This is a genomic window from Tsuneonella dongtanensis (assembly GCF_001698205.1).
GTDB lineage: Bacteria > Pseudomonadota > Alphaproteobacteria > Sphingomonadales > Sphingomonadaceae > Tsuneonella > Tsuneonella dongtanensis.
Map to the genome: position 1 here is coordinate 672,655 of NZ_CP016591.1, position 15,728 is coordinate 688,382.

Below are 15,728 nucleotides of genomic sequence, written 5' to 3' on the forward strand. Positions count from 1 at the left end.
TCAGCGCCGTGCGCGCATGACCTTCCACAGCACGCCCGGCGCGGCGAGCAGAGGATGCTTTTCACGAAACGGGGTGACCGGGATCGCGACCCCGGTGTGCCGCTCTATCTTCCAGGCGGCGTAGGCAGCGGCACCGTCGAAGGTGGTGCTGGCCTTCGTCAGTCGAAGCAGGTTGAGCGGTTTGCCCAGGCGTTCGCGAGTCCGCCACCAGGCCAGGATGCGGCGCCGTTCGGCATGTGACAATCGCGGCACCAATTCATCGCCATGGCGGTCGAAAGCGATCCCGTCGGCTTCCCATGCCGTCGGCAGCAATCCCTCGAAGTGCGCCGCGTTCACCGACAGGATGTCGTTCTCGCGGCCCGATTTCTCCACCCGGAATTCGGCGCGATAGGTCGCGCGGAAAAGGGCGCGCCAGTATTCCGAAGCGGTACCGCGTGCCGGTCCCAGCGCCGCGGCGAGCCGGGCGGCTGTCCTTGCAGCAGCCGCGATCGCCGCGATTACAGGCGCGCGTGCACTTTCGTCCGCGGTCCACACGAGCGCCGAGGGCTGGACGAAGCGCGCCCAGATCGTGGTGTCGCGCGAAGCCCCGCTCGCCGCCCGCGCGAACGTCTCGAGCGTCAGGGTGGCGATCTTTGCGCGCAGCACGGCACCTTCGGCCGGCCATTCGCGGTAGGAAACGCGCGGCCATATCCGTTCGTGCTGTGCACCCGGAAGCAGGACATAGAAGTCGAGCACGCCGTCCAGCGATCCGGTCCTGAGATTCGAGCCGTAGAAAAGCACCGCGCGCGCGCCGGCTTCGCGCCCAAGCTGCCCGGCAATCTCGCGCACTTCGGGTGCGACCGCGGCTTCGAGCGAAGCGGCAATCCGATCTTCGAGTCCGCCGCTCACGGCACGACGAACGACAGCGCCGGTCCGGGCACGATCTCGTAATGCCCTGCCGGAAAAGCCTCTCCATCGAGAATGAAGCGATCGGCGAGGTTGATCTCGATGCGGTCGGTCGCACAGCGGTGCACCCCGTTCGATGCCAGCCATTCGCTGTCCCATCCTGCCGCGATCCCCGGGATGGTCGCAAGGACCCGGCGTCGCGGATGGTCGAGGACGACCAGCTTGAGTCCTTCGAGCGCGGCGAACGGCTTCGCACCGGCAGGAAAGCGTTCGAGAGTGGCGGCGAGCACGAACATCCGTCGTGCCGGATCGCCCCACCGGGTGCGGGGGAGATCCGTCCGGGCGCCACCCGTGCGGATCGCCATCTCGACGCCGCGACGCCAGACGTTCCGGTCGGTTCCGAACAGCGCCTGGATCACGCCCCAACCTGCCGTGGCGGCGACCGCGAGACTGTCGAACGCACCCAGCCGGTGCGCGTCCTGGCCCGCGGCGATGGCAGTGGTGAAAACGCCTGCCCCGAAAACGAACCCAGCCAGCTCGCCGCTTCCCTCGAGATCGCGGACAACCAGCGGGCGGCGGATCACGCGGCGGCCTGAGGAAAGCGCGTCGATCACCCCGGAGACGGTCCAGTGCTTGGGTGCGCCGAGATCGACGTTGAGAGCGTTCGTCTTGCCCGCCGGCAGTACGGCAAGCGCCGGCCATTCGTCGCCGAACAGCGGCAACCCGGCGGTCAGGACGTCGCGCACGGTCCCGTCCCCGCCGCTGATCGCGATGCATTGAACGCCCTTGGCGCGAAACTCCTCGAGCGCGGGGCGAAGGTCGGCGCGCTTTTCCGGAGTTGCGACATGCACTCCGGGCAGTGCGGCAAGCCGCTCGTGCAGCTTCGCGTTGCGATGGCTGCGCGGGTTGAACACCACGCCGACCACCGCTTGGCCCTCGGCCGCGGGAGCAAGATGGATCGAGGCGTTTGGCAGGCCCATGGTCGTCGAGCGGCCTTTAGAGGTTCGCTGCGCCGCCCTGCCACAAGTTTTTGCCCCAAGGTGCGAAACGAGTCTATTCTCGCTCCCATGCTGCACCCCGACCTGCTCGATTCGGCGCGCGCGATCTCGGATCGGATCGTGACCCTGCGCCGCGCCATCCACGCCGAACCCGAACTCGGCCTCCAGACCCCCAAGACCATGGCGAAGGTCCGCGCGGCCCTTGCGCACCTTCCGCTCGAGTGGCGCGAAGGCGGGGCGACGACCGGCGCGGTCGCGACGCTGAAAGGCAGCAAGCCCGGGCTGAGAGTGCTGCTCCGCGGCGACATGGATGCGCTGCCGATGCCCGAGGAGACGGGGCTGGATTTCGCCTCGACAATCCCCGGTCGGATGCATGCCTGCGGGCACGACACCCACACCGCGATGCTCGCGGGCGCTGCAGAGGTTCTGTGCGCGCGGCGCGACGAAATCGCCGGCGAGGTCCAGTTCATGTTCCAGCCTGGTGAGGAAGGATACCACGGTGCGCGGCACATGCTCGACGACGGGCTGATCGATCCCTTGCCCGATGCTGCCTTCGCACTGCACATCATGCCCAATGCGCGTCACGGCGCGGTAGCGGGGCGGGCCGGCCCGCTGATGGCGGCGGCCGACCAGTTCGATATCGTGGTCGAGGGGCGCGGAGGTCATGCGTCGATGCCGCACGACACGCTCGACCCCGTTCCCGCTGCCTGCGCGGTCGTTTCGGCGATCCAGGCCATGGTCACCCGCCGTTTCAACGCCGCGGACGCGGTGGTGGTCACCGTGACGATGATCGAGGCGGGGACAGCGCACAACGTTATCCCGGACCGCGTGTCTTTGCGCGGCACGATCCGAACGCTGTCGGCGCGCGATCGCGAAACGGTGCATGCGCTGGTCGAGGAAACCGCAAAGGGCGTTGCTTCCGGTTACGGCCTGTCGGCACGCGTCTCGATCGAGCGGGGATTCCCCGTCACCGTATGCGATGAGCGTGCAGTCGCGCTGGGTAGCGCGGTGACCGGCGAGCTTTTCGGCGAGGCGGCGTGGACCCCGATGCCGAACCCCATCATGGGTGCGGAAGACTTTTCCTACCTGCTCGAAAAGGTCCCGGGGGCGATGTTCTTCCTCGGCGTGGCGCACGAAGGCGACGACTGGCGGTCGTGCTGCTCGATCCATTCGACCCGCATGGTGGTCGACGAAAGCGTGATGCCGCGCGGGACCGCCCTCCTCGCCGGGTGCGCGATGCGCTTCCTCGAGCGCGGGTTCGACTGACACCGCTTGCGATAACCCGTTCCTTACAGCAACCTGTTCTCCAGAAGAATCCCTGCCAGGGGTCACATCGTCGGGAGAGCCGAATGGAGTTCGAAGACAAGTCGCGCGTTCTGGGCGAAGCGCTTGCGCAATGGGCCGCCACGATGCCCCACGAGATCGCGCTTCGCCACGGGGACGCAACGATCGACTGGGAAACCTACGACCGGCATGTAACCCAGATCGCCAATGGTCTTGCGGCCATGGGCCTCAAGAAAGGCGACCGCGTCGCCTACCTCGGCAAGAACGGCGCGCGCGCCTGCGAACTGGCGATGGCTTGCGCGCGGGCGGGAATGATCATCGTGCCGGTCATCTGGCGGCTCGCGCCCGCCGAGATCGAGTACATCCTCAAGGATTGCGACGCGTCGGCGCTCTTCGTGGAGCCCCAGTTCGAGGCGCAGCCCTTCGATGGACCGCGCACGATAATGGACGATCGCTTCGATCAGTGGCGCGATTCTCAAGCTGACACGGCTGTGACCACCCCGGTCGACCGGGGCGACGTCTTCCTGATGCTCTACACTTCGGGAACGACGGGCATGCCGAAGGGCGTCATGCTGACCCATCGCAATGCCACAGTGCTGCGACCGATCGTGCAGGAAACCGGCCTTGGCTGGTTCACCTCCGAACCCGGCGACGCACTGATCCATGCGATGCCCTTCGGCCACATCGCGGGAATCGGATCGGTGACGGGCGCGCTCAATGCGGGCCAGCACCTCATCATACACACCGAGTTCGATCCCGCACTGATCATCCGCGACATCCAGCGTTACAACGCCAAGCAGGCGTTTCTCGTGCCGGCCGCGCTCGCGATGATGCTCGACCATCCCGATGCCAAGGACGCCGATTTTTCCAACCTCCAAGGGATGGGCTACGGCGCCAGCCCGATCCCGCTCGATTTGCTTAAGCGCGGGGTCGAGCGGCTCCAGTGCGATTTCGCGCAGATGTACGGGATGACCGAAACATACGGCACCGTCGTGTGTCTGGGGCCGGAAGACCATGGCCCGGGCAAGGAACGTGTGATGCGCGCCGCGGGCAAGGCCCTGCCTTCGGTCGGCCTGCGTATCCTCGACGAAGAAGGCAACGCGCTGCCGCCCGGCGCGATTGGCGAGGTGGCAATCAACAGTCCGACCAACATGGCAGGATACTGGAACAAGCCCGACGAGACCGCGCGCGTACTGTCGGCCGACAACTGGCTGCGCACCGGCGATGCGGGGATCCTCGACGAGGACGGCTATCTGTTCATCCAGGACCGGATCAAGGACATGATCATTTCCGGCGGTGAGAACGTCTACCCCGCCGAGGTCGAGAGTGCGCTCTACGGGCATCCGGACATTGCCGACGTCGCGGTGATCGGCGTGCCAGACGAACGCTGGGGAGAGGCGGTGAAGGCGGTCGTCGTGCGGCGCCCCGGTGCAACGCTCGACGCGGACGGCGTCGTATCCTGGGCGCGCGAGAAGATCGCCGGCTTCAAGTGCCCCAAGACGGTCGACTTCGTCGACTTCCTGCCGCGCAATCCGTCGGGCAAGATCCTTCGCCGCGAACTGCGCGCGCCGTACTGGGAAGGGCGCGAGCGGCAGGTGAATTGACTCCGCTTGATTGCAACTGAAACCGGGTGCAGGGGCGGCGCCATGCCGATCCCCACCGCGCTCGACCGCCACGCCCTTCGCCTCGCCTACCGCATGGAGGAGGAAGCCTGCGCTGCCGAGCGCGTGCGCATGGCGGCGCCGGCGCAGTCGGTGCACGGCGAGGCCGCGCGCATTGCTGCCAGGCTTATCGAGGGAGCCCGGGCGCGCAAGGCCAGCGGGCTCGACGCTTTCCTCCAGACTTATGGGCTCGACACCGAGGAGGGCATTGCCCTTATGTGCCTCGCCGAGGCGCTCCTGCGCGTGCCCGACGCGGCGACCGCCGACGCGCTGATCAAGGACAAGATCGGCCACATCGACTGGGGTGAGCACCTGGGCGAATCGAGTTCGACTTTCGTCAACGCGGCTACGTTCTCGCTGATGCTCACCGGCGAGGTGCTCGATCCGCCCGAGGCACACCAGCGCGGGGCGGGGGCCGCTCTCAAGCGCGCGATCGGGCGCATGGGCGAGCCGGTCATCCGCAAGGCGACGCTTCAGGCCATGCGCATTCTCGGCGGCCAGTTCGTATTCGGGCGCACCATCGAGGAGGCGCTCAAGCGCGCCGCCCCCGAACGCGCCCGGGGCCTCCAGCACAGCTTCGACATGCTCGGCGAGGCGGCGATGACCTTCGCGGATGCCGAACGCTACCGCGCCAGCTACGAAGCAGCGATTGCGCGCCTTGCGCGGGAGACAGGGCGCGGATGGGAGCAATCGCCGGGCATTTCGGTCAAGCTCTCGGCGCTCTACCCGCGCTACGATTTCCTCCATGCCAATGCGGCAAAGGCGGCGCTGGTGCCGATGCTCAAGGACCTCGCCGGCAAGGCCCGCGACGGGGGCATGCACTTCACGATCGACGCCGAAGAGGCCGAGCGGCTGGAGCTCTCGATGGACATCATCGAAGCCCTCGTCGCCGACGACGAGCTCTTCACGGGTGGCTGGAGCGGTTTCGGGCTTGCGGTGCAGGCCTATCAGAAGCGCGCCGTGCACATGTGCGACTGGGTCGCGAAACTTGGCCGGCGGCACAATCGCCGTTTGTTCGTGCGGCTCGTCAAGGGAGCCTACTGGGACAGCGAGATCAAGCTGAGCCAGGTGGGCGGCTATTCTGACTATCCCGTTTTCACGCGCAAGGTGGCGACCGACGTGAGCTACCTTGCTTGCGCGGCGAAACTGTTCGAGGCGGCGGACGTAATCCACCCGGCATTCGCCACCCACAACGCCTATACCATCGGCGCGATCAAGGCGCTGTCCGGTGGAAGGGCCTTCGAATTCCAGCGCCTCCACGGAATGGGTGAGGACGTCTACGAGGAACTGGCGCGGCAGGAAGGCAATGCGCAGACCCCGGTGCGGATCTACGCACCGGTTGGGGGACACAAGGACCTGCTCGCCTACCTCGTCCGCCGCCTGCTGGAGAACGGGGCCAATTCGAGTTTCGTGAACCGCATGGCGGATGCCGACGTGCCGGTGGAAGAGTTGTCCACCGACCCGGTGGCCGAGCTCGCCGCGATCGAACCGAAGCGCAACCCGGCAATCCCGCTACCGGGCGCGATATTCGGCAACCGCGCGAACAGCGCCGGGGTCGATCTTGCCGATCCGCTAGTGCGCGAGCCACTACTGGCAGAGCTCGCGGGACTGGAGGCTCGCAAGTGGGAGGCCGCGCCGACCTTCCCGGGCGCGCAAGCGGGCGAAATCGCACCAATCACGTCGCCGCAGGACCTCTCGCACGAGGTCGGTACGCGGCGCGACGCCACCGCTGCCGAGGTGGCCGATGCCATCGCGCGGGCCGAGGCGATCCAGCCCGGCTGGAACGCGCTCGGTGGCGCAAAACGCGCGTTGCTTCTCGAGGCGGCGGCGGATGCGTTCGAAGCGCACACGGCCAAATTCATCAGTCTCTGCCAGCGCGAAGCTGGCAAGACACTGGTAGACGGCGTCCTCGAGGTCCGCGAGGCAGTCGATTTCCTGCGGTTCTATGCGGGCGAGGCGCGGCGGCTGTTCGCGGCCCCGATTCCGCTGCCCGGCCCCACGGGCGAGGAGAACCGCCTGAGCCTTGCCGGGCGCGGGGTCTTCGCGACGATCAGTCCGTGGAATTTCCCGCTCGCCATTTTCATCGGTCCCGCCGCCGCCGCGCTCGCCGCGGGCAATACGGTGGTTGCCAAGCCCGCCGAACAGACCCCGCTGATCGCTGCGCTGGCGGTGAAGCTGTGTCATGAGGCCGGTATCCCGCCCGAGGTGCTGCAACTGCTCCCCGGCGCCGGCGAGGTCGGCCAGCTGATCACATCCGATCCGCGCATCGCCGGGGTCGCCTTCACCGGCTCGACCGCGACTGCGCAGGCGATCAATCGCAGCCTCGCCGCACGCGAAGGCCCGATCGCTACCCTCGTTGCCGAAACCGGCGGCCAGAATGCGATGATCGTCGATAGTTCGGCCCTGCCCGAACAGGTCACGCGGGACGTGGTTGCGAGCGCCTTCCAGAGCGCCGGCCAGCGATGCAGCGCGCTGCGCGTGCTGTACCTGCAGGACGACGTCGCGGATGACATGCTGCGGATGATCAAGGGCGCATTCGAAGCGCTCGGGATCGGCGACCCGGCGCGGCTTGCCACCGATGTCGGCCCGGTGATCGACGAAGACGCGCGCCAGGCGCTCGAGCGGCATGTCGCGCGGCGCAAGAAGGAAGGGATGCCGGTCTGGCGGCGCGCGCTGCCCAAGGGCGCTGGCGCCGGGTGCTTCGTTGCGCCGACGATCATCGAGATCGGCTCTATCGCCGACCTGAAACGCGAGAGCTTCGGTCCGGTACTGCATGTCGCACGGTTCCGAGCGGATGAGCTCGAGCGGGTCATCGCGGACATCAACGCCACCGGATACGGCCTGACGCTGGGACTTCACAGTCGCATCGCCGAGACGCGGCGCACGGTCGAGCGGCTGGCCAGGGTCGGCAACCTCTACGTCAACCGCAACCAAATCGGCGCGGTCGTCGAAAGCCAGCCGTTCGGCGGAGAGGGCATGTCGGGTACCGGCCCCAAGGCCGGTGGCCCGCACTACGTCCTGCGTTTCGCAACCGAGCGCGTGGTGTGCATCGATACGACCGCGGCGGGCGGAAACGCGAGCCTGCTGGCGAGTTAGCGGGGCGCGATACCCTCGCGCAGGATAGCGGCCACCACGTCGGCGATATCGGCCACCGGGCGGCTGTCGTCCCATACGCCGAAGCGCAAGCCGAGGAAGACGTTCGCCCCCATGATCGCCCAGGCGCGAACCTCGTTGTCGCCGCGGGCGATCTGGCCGGTCTCGACCCCTGCGTCCAAGCGGGCCGCTATGCGGCGCGCGGTACCTTCGTAGTGGGCGCGATAGCTTACGGGATCGGCGAATTCCGCTTCGTCGATGATCCGGTAGATTTCCTTGTGATCGCGGGCGAACCGGAGAAAGGCCGAAAGCGCTTCCCGCTCGCGGTCGACGCCGGTCGAATCGGCACCCATGGCCGCCGCGGCGGCTTCCGCGACCGACCGGCTCATGTCGGTCACCAGCGCCGAGAAGATCGCTTCCTTGCTGTTGAAGTAGGTATAGAAGCTGCCGAGCGCGGTCCCGGCGCGGCGGGTGATCCCGCTGATCGAAGCCGCATGGAAACCCAGCTCTCCGAACTCATGGGCTGCTGCATCCAGCAGGCGCCGCATCGTGGCCTTGCCCCGAGCAGTACGCGGCTCCTTGCCCGGACTGGCAGGGCTTGGCTGAGAGGCGGGAACTGTTGCCACGCGGCCACGCATAGACCCAAGGCATCCCCCCGGCAACGATTAAAGTTGAAAGGTGGTTCAACTTTCAATAAGACGATTTCCAGCGAGCTTCCGGCCCACGGGAGCTGATCCGGGAGAGTCCTGCATCATGAGCCGCATGTCCGTCAGTGCCGTCGCCCTTGGCTTTGCCAGTACCCTTGCGATCGGAGCATATGCCGCTCCCGTCTCGGCGCAGGACCAGGCAGCCGATCCGGCTGCGGAAGAGGCGAACGACGGCGAGATCATCGTCACTGCTCGCCGGCGCGAGGAGCGGCTGCAGGACGTGCCGATCGCGGTTACGGCCATTTCGGGCGCTGCGCTCGAAGCGGTCGGCGCGATCGACATTACCGACGTGCAGAACCAGGCGCCCAACGTGACGCTAGAGAACTCCCGCGGCACCAATTCCACGCTGACCGCGTTCATCCGCGGCGTGGGCCAGCAAGACCCGGTCTCGGGCTTCGAGGCCGGGGTCGGCATTTATCTCGACGACGTCTATCTCAACCGCCCGCAGGCGGGTGTGCTCGACATCTACGACGTCGAGCGGGTCGAGGTGCTTCGCGGCCCGCAGGGCACGCTTTACGGCCGCAACACGATCGGCGGCGCCGTCAAGTACGTCACCAAGCGGCTGCCGCAGGATTTCGCCCTCAAGGTGCGCGCTTCCTACGGGACATACGACCAGGCCGACCTCGTGGTCACCGCCAGCACTCCGCTGAACGACCTGATCCGCGTCGGTGTCTCGGGGGCCCGGCTTTCGCGCGGGGGGTTCGGCGACAACCTCACCCTTGCCGGGGTGGAGAACTACAACAAGGACGTCTGGGCCGGACGCGCGAGCCTGGAAATCGGCGGCTATGGCGAACCGGTCCTGATCCGTATCTCGGGCGACTATACCCGCGACCAGTCGGACCCGCGCAACGGCCACCGGCTGATCCCCGGCCTGCTCTCGGGCGCTCCGGTGCTCGACGACGTCTTTGACACGCGCGCCGGCCTTGCGAGCCCGGAGCAGGACGTCGAAGCCTATGGCGTGGCAATGAATGTCTCGGTGGACCTGGGCGATGCCTTCACGCTTCGCTCAATCAGCGCGTGGCGCCGGGACACCAGTTCGACACCCATCGATTTCGATAGTCTGCCCGCCGTCGACGTGGACGTGCCCGCGCTCTACCGAAACGAGCAAACGAGCCAGGAATTCCAGGTTCTTTACGATAGCGGACCGCTCAGCGGCCTCGTCGGGTTCTATTACCTCGGCGCCAAGTCGCGGACCGATTTCGACGTGATCCTGGCCACGACCGGAACGCTGCTCAGCCTGCCGGGCCTCAATGCGTTCACGTCGGGCGACGTGCGCACCAGCACCTGGTCGGTCTTCGGTGACTTCACCTTCGACCTGAGCGACCAGCTTAGCCTGTCGGCGGGCGGTCGCTACACCAGCGACATCCGCCGCTCCAGGATCCTGCGCCAGACGAAGATCGGCGGAGCCTCGCCGCTGTTCGGTGGCACTGCGGTTCCAATCGCCACGGTCACCGACTTCCGCGGCCGTGCCAAGTTCACCGATTTCAATCCGCGCGCCTCGGTCAGCTTCAAGCCGACGCCCGATCACATGGTCTATGCGTCCTACGCGCAAGGGTTCAAGGGCGGCAGCTTCGACCCGCGGGGCGATGCGCGCATCGCTCCGGACACTGACCGCAACGGCGTGCGCAGCTACCAGGAAATCTACGACTTCTTCCTGTTCGACCCCGAAACGGTCGACAGTTACGAAATCGGCTACAAGGGCACCTTCATGGGCGGGAACGGCCGTGTCGCCCTGACCGGCTTCTACGGCGATTACACCGACGTGCAGATACCCGGTTCGGTCGGTGTCGATGCCAACGGCGACGGCGTGTTCGAGAGCTTCGCAGGCGTCACCACCAACGCGGGCAAGGCGCGCTTCAAGGGGGTCGAACTGGAAACCTACCTGCGTTTCGCGCAAGGGTTCGCCGGGTCCGGTTCCTCGCTCAACTTCACCGGCTCGCTCGGCTACATCGACGGCGAGTACCTCGAGTTTATTCTCAACGGGGTGGACGTAAGCGACCTGCGCCGCATCCAGAACACGCCGAAATGGACCGCCGCAGGAACTCTCGGTGCAAGCGTCCCGGTGGCGAGCGGCGATCTGTCGCTGTCCTCGACGGTCAGTTACCGCAGCGCGACCAACCAGTTCGAGACGCCGAGCCCGTTCCTCGACCAGCCGGGCTATGCTCTGCTCGATGCCTCGATCGTGTGGACGGCTCCCGACGACAGGTTCAGCCTGGGCGTGCACGGCAAGAACCTCACCGATAAGCAGTACATCACCTCGGGCTACCAGTTCGGGACCGTAGCGGCGAACGGCACCTTCACGCCGACGCTCGGCCGCGAAGGCATCGCCACCGCGTTCTACGGCAACCCCCGCCAGGTCTTCGTGACGGGCACGGTCAAGTTCTAGAGTCTCGTCGGCGGCGCGCGCCCGGGCTCCCGCAGAGTATCCCTCTGCGGGCAGCCGCTCCGGATAAGTCCGGGCGCGCGCTTGCTCCCCGACGCGCAGTGGGGAATCGTCGCACCATGGCGATTCTCTCCGACAAATGGATCCGTAACGAGGCCCGGCACGCCGGGATGATCGAGCCCTTCGTCGAGCACCAGAAGCGCGAGGGCTGCATATCGTACGGGCTGTCGAGCTATGGCTACGACGCGCGCGTGGCGGACGAGTTCAAGATATTCACCAACGTGCACTCGGCAGTCGTCGACCCGAAGAATTTCTCCGAGCAGAGCTTCGTCGACGTGAAGACCGACGTCTGCGTCATCCCGCCCAACAGCTTCGCACTGGCCCGCACCGTCGAATACTTCCGCGTGCCGCGCGATGTCCTGGTGATCTGCCTCGGCAAGAGCACGTACGCGCGTTGCGGGATCATCGTGAACGTGACCCCGCTCGAGCCCGAATGGGAGGGCCACGTGACGCTCGAATTCTCGAACACCACTCCGTTGCCGGCAAAAATCTACGCCAACGAAGGCGCGTGCCAGTTTCTCTTCCTCAAGGGCGACCAGCCGTGCGAGACGAGCTACGCCGACCGCTCGGGCAAATACATGGGCCAGCGCGGAGTGACACTCCCCAAGCTCTAGTTGGGCCCAGCCAAGCGAAGGTGACGTAGCGGCTTTGACTCCGCACTCCGGCAAGCGCATCGATTGCGCCGAAGGAGATTCACATGGGCAAGGCTTCTCGCGAGTTCGACATCGTCGTCTATGGTGCAACCGGTTATACCGGGCGGCTCGTCGCCGAGCACTTCGTGCGCGAATACGGCGGCAAGGGCGACGCGCCCAAGTGGGCCATGGCGGGCCGGTCGAAGGAGAAGCTCGCCGAAGTGCGCGACCTGATCGGTGCTCCCGCCGATACGCCGCTGGTGATTGCCGATGCCAGCGATCCGGGCACGCTCGACGCGATGTGCCACCGCACACGGGTCGTCCTGACCACGGTCGGCCCGTACCAGCTCTATGGAGACGAGCTCGTCGCCGCCTGTGTGCGATCGGGTACCGACTACGCCGACTTGTGCGGCGAGCCGGTGTGGATGCGGCAGAAGATCGACGAGCACGAAGCCGCGGCCAAGGCGAGCGGTGCGCGCATCTGTTTTTCGAGCGGGTTCGATTCCATTCCGTTCGATCTCGGAGTGCTGATGACCCAGAAGGAGGCCAAGCAGCGCTTCGGTGCGGCGGCGCCGCGCGTGCGCGGACGGGTCCGGGGCATGTCGGGCGGCGCGTCCGGGGGGACGGTGGCGAGCCTCACCGAGACGATGAAGGCGGTGGCGAAGAATCCATCGCTGATCTCCATCCTCCGCAGCAGCTTTGGGCTTACCCCGGGTTTCGAGGGGCCCGACCAGCCGAGTGGCATGATCCCGCATTACGAGGACGATCTCGGCAAATGGGCGGCGCCGTTCGTGATGGCCCCCATCAACACCAAGAACGTCCACCGCACGAACTTCCTGCTCGGTCATCCGTGGGGGACCGATTTCCGCTATGACGAGATGGTGCTCACCAGCCCCGGCGATGCCGGCAAGGCCGCGGCGAACGCGATCGCGTCGGTGATGAAGAACCCGTTCGGCGCCAAGCCCCCCAAGCCGGGCGAAGGGCCCAGCAAGGAAGAGCGCGAGAACGGGTTCTGGGACGTGCTCTACATCGCCGAGATGCCCGACGGGCGAAAGCTGCACTACGGGGTCAAGGGCAAGTACGATCCGGGCTACGGCTCGACGAGCCGGATGCTGGCCGAAACGGGCATGGCGCTGCTCAAATCCGATGCGCCAGGCGGGATCGGCACGCCCGGGTTTTTCCTGGGTGAAGCGCTCGTGGAGCGTCTGGAAGCACGCGCTGAAATTTCGTTCGGGGTGGAGAATTGACCGCCCGGCACTTTTCCGGCGAATTGCGCGTTACCTAGGGGAACAAGGGAAAGGAACTCTCGCCATGTCCGCCATCGCCGCCTTCCTCGGCCGTCTGATGCTCGCATTGCTTTTCGTGCTCGCGGGCATTCCGAAGATCATCGATCCGTCGGGTGCGGCGGCCATGCTGGCATCGGCGAACCTGCCGACTGCGCTTGCCATGCCGACCGGTGTGTTCGAGGTGGTCGCGGGCCTGCTGCTGGCCCTCGGTTTCATGACCCGGCTCATCTCGATCCTGCTTGCCGGTTTCACGCTGCTGGCGACCTTCTTCTTCCACAACCAGTTTGGCGATCCGTTGCAGGCGGCGATGGCGCTCAAGAACGTGGCGATCGCGGGCGGGCTGCTGGTGGTCTTTGCCTATGGCCAGATGCGCTGGAGCTACGACCACATGCGCGCAACCCGCAAGGGTGAGGTCGCCGCCGCCAAGGCCGAAGCGCGCGCCCGCGAAGCCGAGATCAAGGCGGCCCGCGCCGAGGGCCGCGCAGAAGCCCTCGGCGACCGGACCGTCTAGAAGCTCGCCCGGACGCTCAGCTTCACATTGCGTCCGGCAAGCGGGACGAAGTCCTTCGTGAAGCTGGCGTGACGGCGTCCCTCGACGTCGAAGATGTTGTCCGCCTGAAGGAGCACGGTCACCGTGTCGTCTCCGGTCACGGGCTTCCACGCGATTGACGCATTCACGAAGGTGAATCCGTCGGTCGGCGTCTCGTTAGGAGCGACGCGATCCTGTGCGAAGAACCGCTGCACCTCGCCACGAAGGTCAAAGCGGTCGGTGCGCGCCTCGAGCGCGCCGAGCAGCGACACGGGCGGGATGCGCGGAAGGGGTGTGCCGTCCTTGAGCGAAGCACGCACGTAGTCGCCGCGCAGGTCGGCAAGCAGCGTGAACGGACCGCTGTCGATGATGGGATAGGTCAGCTCACCCTCCAGCCCGCTGTAGATGACCCCGCGCTGGACGGTTTCGAGGACGGGAAGTCCGTCAATCTCGTCGCCGGTTTCCTGCTGGTAGATATAGCCCGAGAAGCGGGTGCGGTAGGCGGCCACGCTGATCGTGCCAGGGCCGATGCGTCCGCGGACGAACCCTTCGAGGCCCCATGCGCGCTCGATCCCGAGGTCGGGGTTGCCGATCTCGTATGCCTGGGTCGCGATATGCGCTCCGTCGGCCAGCAGTTCCTCGGCGCTCGGCGCACGCGCCACGCGGCTGAGGTTCGCGCCGAAACGCAATCCTTGCTCGGTTTCGTGGGCAAGCCCGACCGCACCCGAGAACGCATCGAAGTCGCGCGCGAATCCGAGCGGGCTGGAGCTTACCTGCGTGCGCTCGTACCGGCCTGCCAGTTCGACATGAACCGGGCCGGCCTCGACCTCCTGCAATGCAAAGAGCGCGAACTGGTCGGTCAGGTTGGGCGGTACGTACGCCTCGGCGCCGGTCGCACGAAAATCGCGGAAGGTGTACTGCAGCCCGAGCGAGCCCTGCCACGTTCCGCGGCGGTTCTGGATCAGCTCGGCACGCGCCTCGACGCCCTCGACGTCGAACACCGTGCCGGTCTCGTCGCCCTCGAACTCGGTGTGGGTGTAGTCGGAATATCCGACGCGGGTGTTCAGCGCCTTGAAGGGCCCCTCGCCTAGGGCGAGGCTTCCTCGCAGGTCGGCGCGGTACTGCCTGAGGCCGATGGAGATCGGGACCTCGCCCTCCTCCTCGCCTGCTTCGCCTTCGTCGCCATGGGCGTGGCCGGCGCCGGGGCGTCCGGGTACGCCGTAAAGCGTATCGTAGATACCTGCCGAAACGCCGAGATTGCTGTCACCCTGGAAAAAGGCGAACCCGCCGTTGGCGCTCCAGGTACGGGTGAAGCTGCTCGGAAGCACGCTGAACAAGCCCGCGGCCTCACGTAGTTCGGCCGCTTCGTCGTCGTGGCCCTCTGCCGCTTCCTCCTCGGCCTCCTCGAGCAGTTCGGCCCGCAACCTCGGCGAAACGACGAACCCTGGGATGCGCATGTCGTCGGTATCACGCCACGATCCGTCGGCGTGCACCACGAAGCCGCCGCCGAGCGCCACGTCGAGCGAAGCGCCGCCTTCGAGGAGGTTGTAGGCCGTGTCAGCCGATGCGGCCGCGTCGAGGTGGAACGGCTCGTCGAGCCTGCGTTGCGGGATGCGCTTGTCGATCACGTTCACCGCGCCGCCGATCGCCTGGCTGCCATACAGCAGCACCGCCGGTCCGCGCAGGACCTCGATCCGCTCGGCGGTCAAGGGATCGATCGACACCGCATGATCTGCCGAGGTGTTGGAAGCGTCGATCGCGCCGATGCCGTCCACGAGCACCTTCACACGCTCACCCGAAAAGCCGCGCAGGACCGGCCGCGAGGCCCCCGGCGCAAATCCGGATGCGGTTACGCCCGGCTCGCGGGCCAGCACTTCGCCGACCTGTCCGGCCATGCTGCGCTGGAGCTCGATGCCCTCCATCACCGAGGTCCCGGCGAGTGTGTCGAGCTGGGTCAGCCCGCCCGCCGTGACGACGATCTCGTCGTTGGAGCGGCTATGGTAGTCGTCGTCCGTCGGGCGCGGCGGAGCGTCCTGCGCAAACGCAGGAGCGGCAAGGAGGGACGAGGCGAGGAGCGCTGCACGAAGCGCAATGGGATGATACAATGTCACGCGCGGCCAGATAACGATTCACGCCTGAACCGCAAGTGGGGATGCGTCATTGCTCGCCGAACGGCGTTTCTCACGCGACAGACCGCTATTGTGGAAGAA

The 15,728-nt window shown here is 66.6% G+C and carries 11 protein-coding genes; 7 read left to right on the forward strand and 4 right to left on the reverse strand.

Annotated features, from left to right (window positions below; all coding sequences use genetic code 11):
- Positions 1-888, reverse strand: coding sequence for a hypothetical protein (locus tag A6F68_RS03320; protein ID WP_067676301.1), 888 nt, complete (start codon positions 886-888; stop codon positions 1-3).
- Positions 885-1,865, reverse strand: coding sequence for a diacylglycerol/lipid kinase family protein (locus A6F68_RS03325; protein WP_067676303.1), 981 nt, complete (start codon positions 1,863-1,865; stop codon positions 885-887). The genes A6F68_RS03320 and A6F68_RS03325 overlap by 4 nt, the downstream gene beginning before the upstream one ends.
- Before the next feature lie 87 nt (positions 1,866-1,952).
- Between A6F68_RS03325 and A6F68_RS03330 the strand changes: the two genes are divergently transcribed.
- The 3 genes from A6F68_RS03330 to putA all read left to right on the forward strand — a co-directional run bounded on the left by A6F68_RS03330 (position 1,953) and on the right by putA (position 7,924).
- Positions 1,953-3,149, forward strand: coding sequence for a M20 metallopeptidase family protein (locus tag A6F68_RS03330; protein WP_067676305.1), 1,197 nt, complete (start codon positions 1,953-1,955; stop codon positions 3,147-3,149).
- An 83-nt stretch (positions 3,150-3,232) separates the two neighbouring features.
- Positions 3,233-4,771, forward strand: a complete 1,539-nt coding sequence (locus A6F68_RS03335; protein ID WP_067676310.1) for a long-chain-fatty-acid--CoA ligase — start codon at positions 3,233-3,235, stop codon at positions 4,769-4,771.
- Between the two features lie 42 nt (positions 4,772-4,813).
- Positions 4,814-7,924 carry a bifunctional proline dehydrogenase/L-glutamate gamma-semialdehyde dehydrogenase PutA gene (gene putA, locus A6F68_RS03340; protein ID WP_067676315.1) on the forward strand — a complete coding sequence of 1,037 codons (3,111 nt, stop codon included), beginning with the start codon at positions 4,814-4,816 and terminating at the stop codon, positions 7,922-7,924.
- Here putA and A6F68_RS03345 read toward each other — a convergent pair.
- Entirely contained in the window at positions 7,921-8,559 is a 639-nt protein-coding gene (locus A6F68_RS03345; protein WP_067676317.1) for a TetR/AcrR family transcriptional regulator, read from the reverse strand. The genes putA and A6F68_RS03345 overlap by 4 nt on opposite strands.
- 115 nt (positions 8,560-8,674) lie before the next feature.
- On the opposite strand from A6F68_RS03345, the gene A6F68_RS03350 reads away from it, so the two are divergent.
- From A6F68_RS03350 to A6F68_RS03365, 4 genes are all read left to right on the forward strand, one after another.
- Positions 8,675-11,014, forward strand: coding sequence for a TonB-dependent receptor (locus A6F68_RS03350; protein WP_418368990.1), 2,340 nt, complete (start codon positions 8,675-8,677; stop codon positions 11,012-11,014).
- A gap of 116 nt (positions 11,015-11,130) precedes the next feature.
- The gene (gene dcd, locus A6F68_RS03355) at positions 11,131-11,685 is read left to right on the forward strand and encodes a dCTP deaminase (RefSeq protein WP_067676320.1); all 555 of its coding nucleotides are present in this window, start codon (positions 11,131-11,133) and stop codon (positions 11,683-11,685) included.
- Between the two features lie 83 nt (positions 11,686-11,768).
- Positions 11,769-12,950, forward strand: coding sequence for a saccharopine dehydrogenase family protein (locus A6F68_RS03360; RefSeq protein ID WP_067676322.1), 1,182 nt, complete (start codon positions 11,769-11,771; stop codon positions 12,948-12,950).
- Between the two features lie 64 nt (positions 12,951-13,014).
- Positions 13,015-13,500, forward strand: coding sequence for a DoxX family protein (locus A6F68_RS03365; protein ID WP_067676325.1), 486 nt, complete (start codon positions 13,015-13,017; stop codon positions 13,498-13,500).
- Here the strand turns inward: A6F68_RS03365 and A6F68_RS03370 are convergent.
- Positions 13,497-15,629, reverse strand: a complete 2,133-nt coding sequence (locus A6F68_RS03370; RefSeq protein WP_232308188.1) for a TonB-dependent receptor — start codon at positions 15,627-15,629, stop codon at positions 13,497-13,499. The genes A6F68_RS03365 and A6F68_RS03370 overlap by 4 nt on opposite strands.
- Between the last annotated feature and the right edge of the window lie 99 nt (positions 15,630-15,728).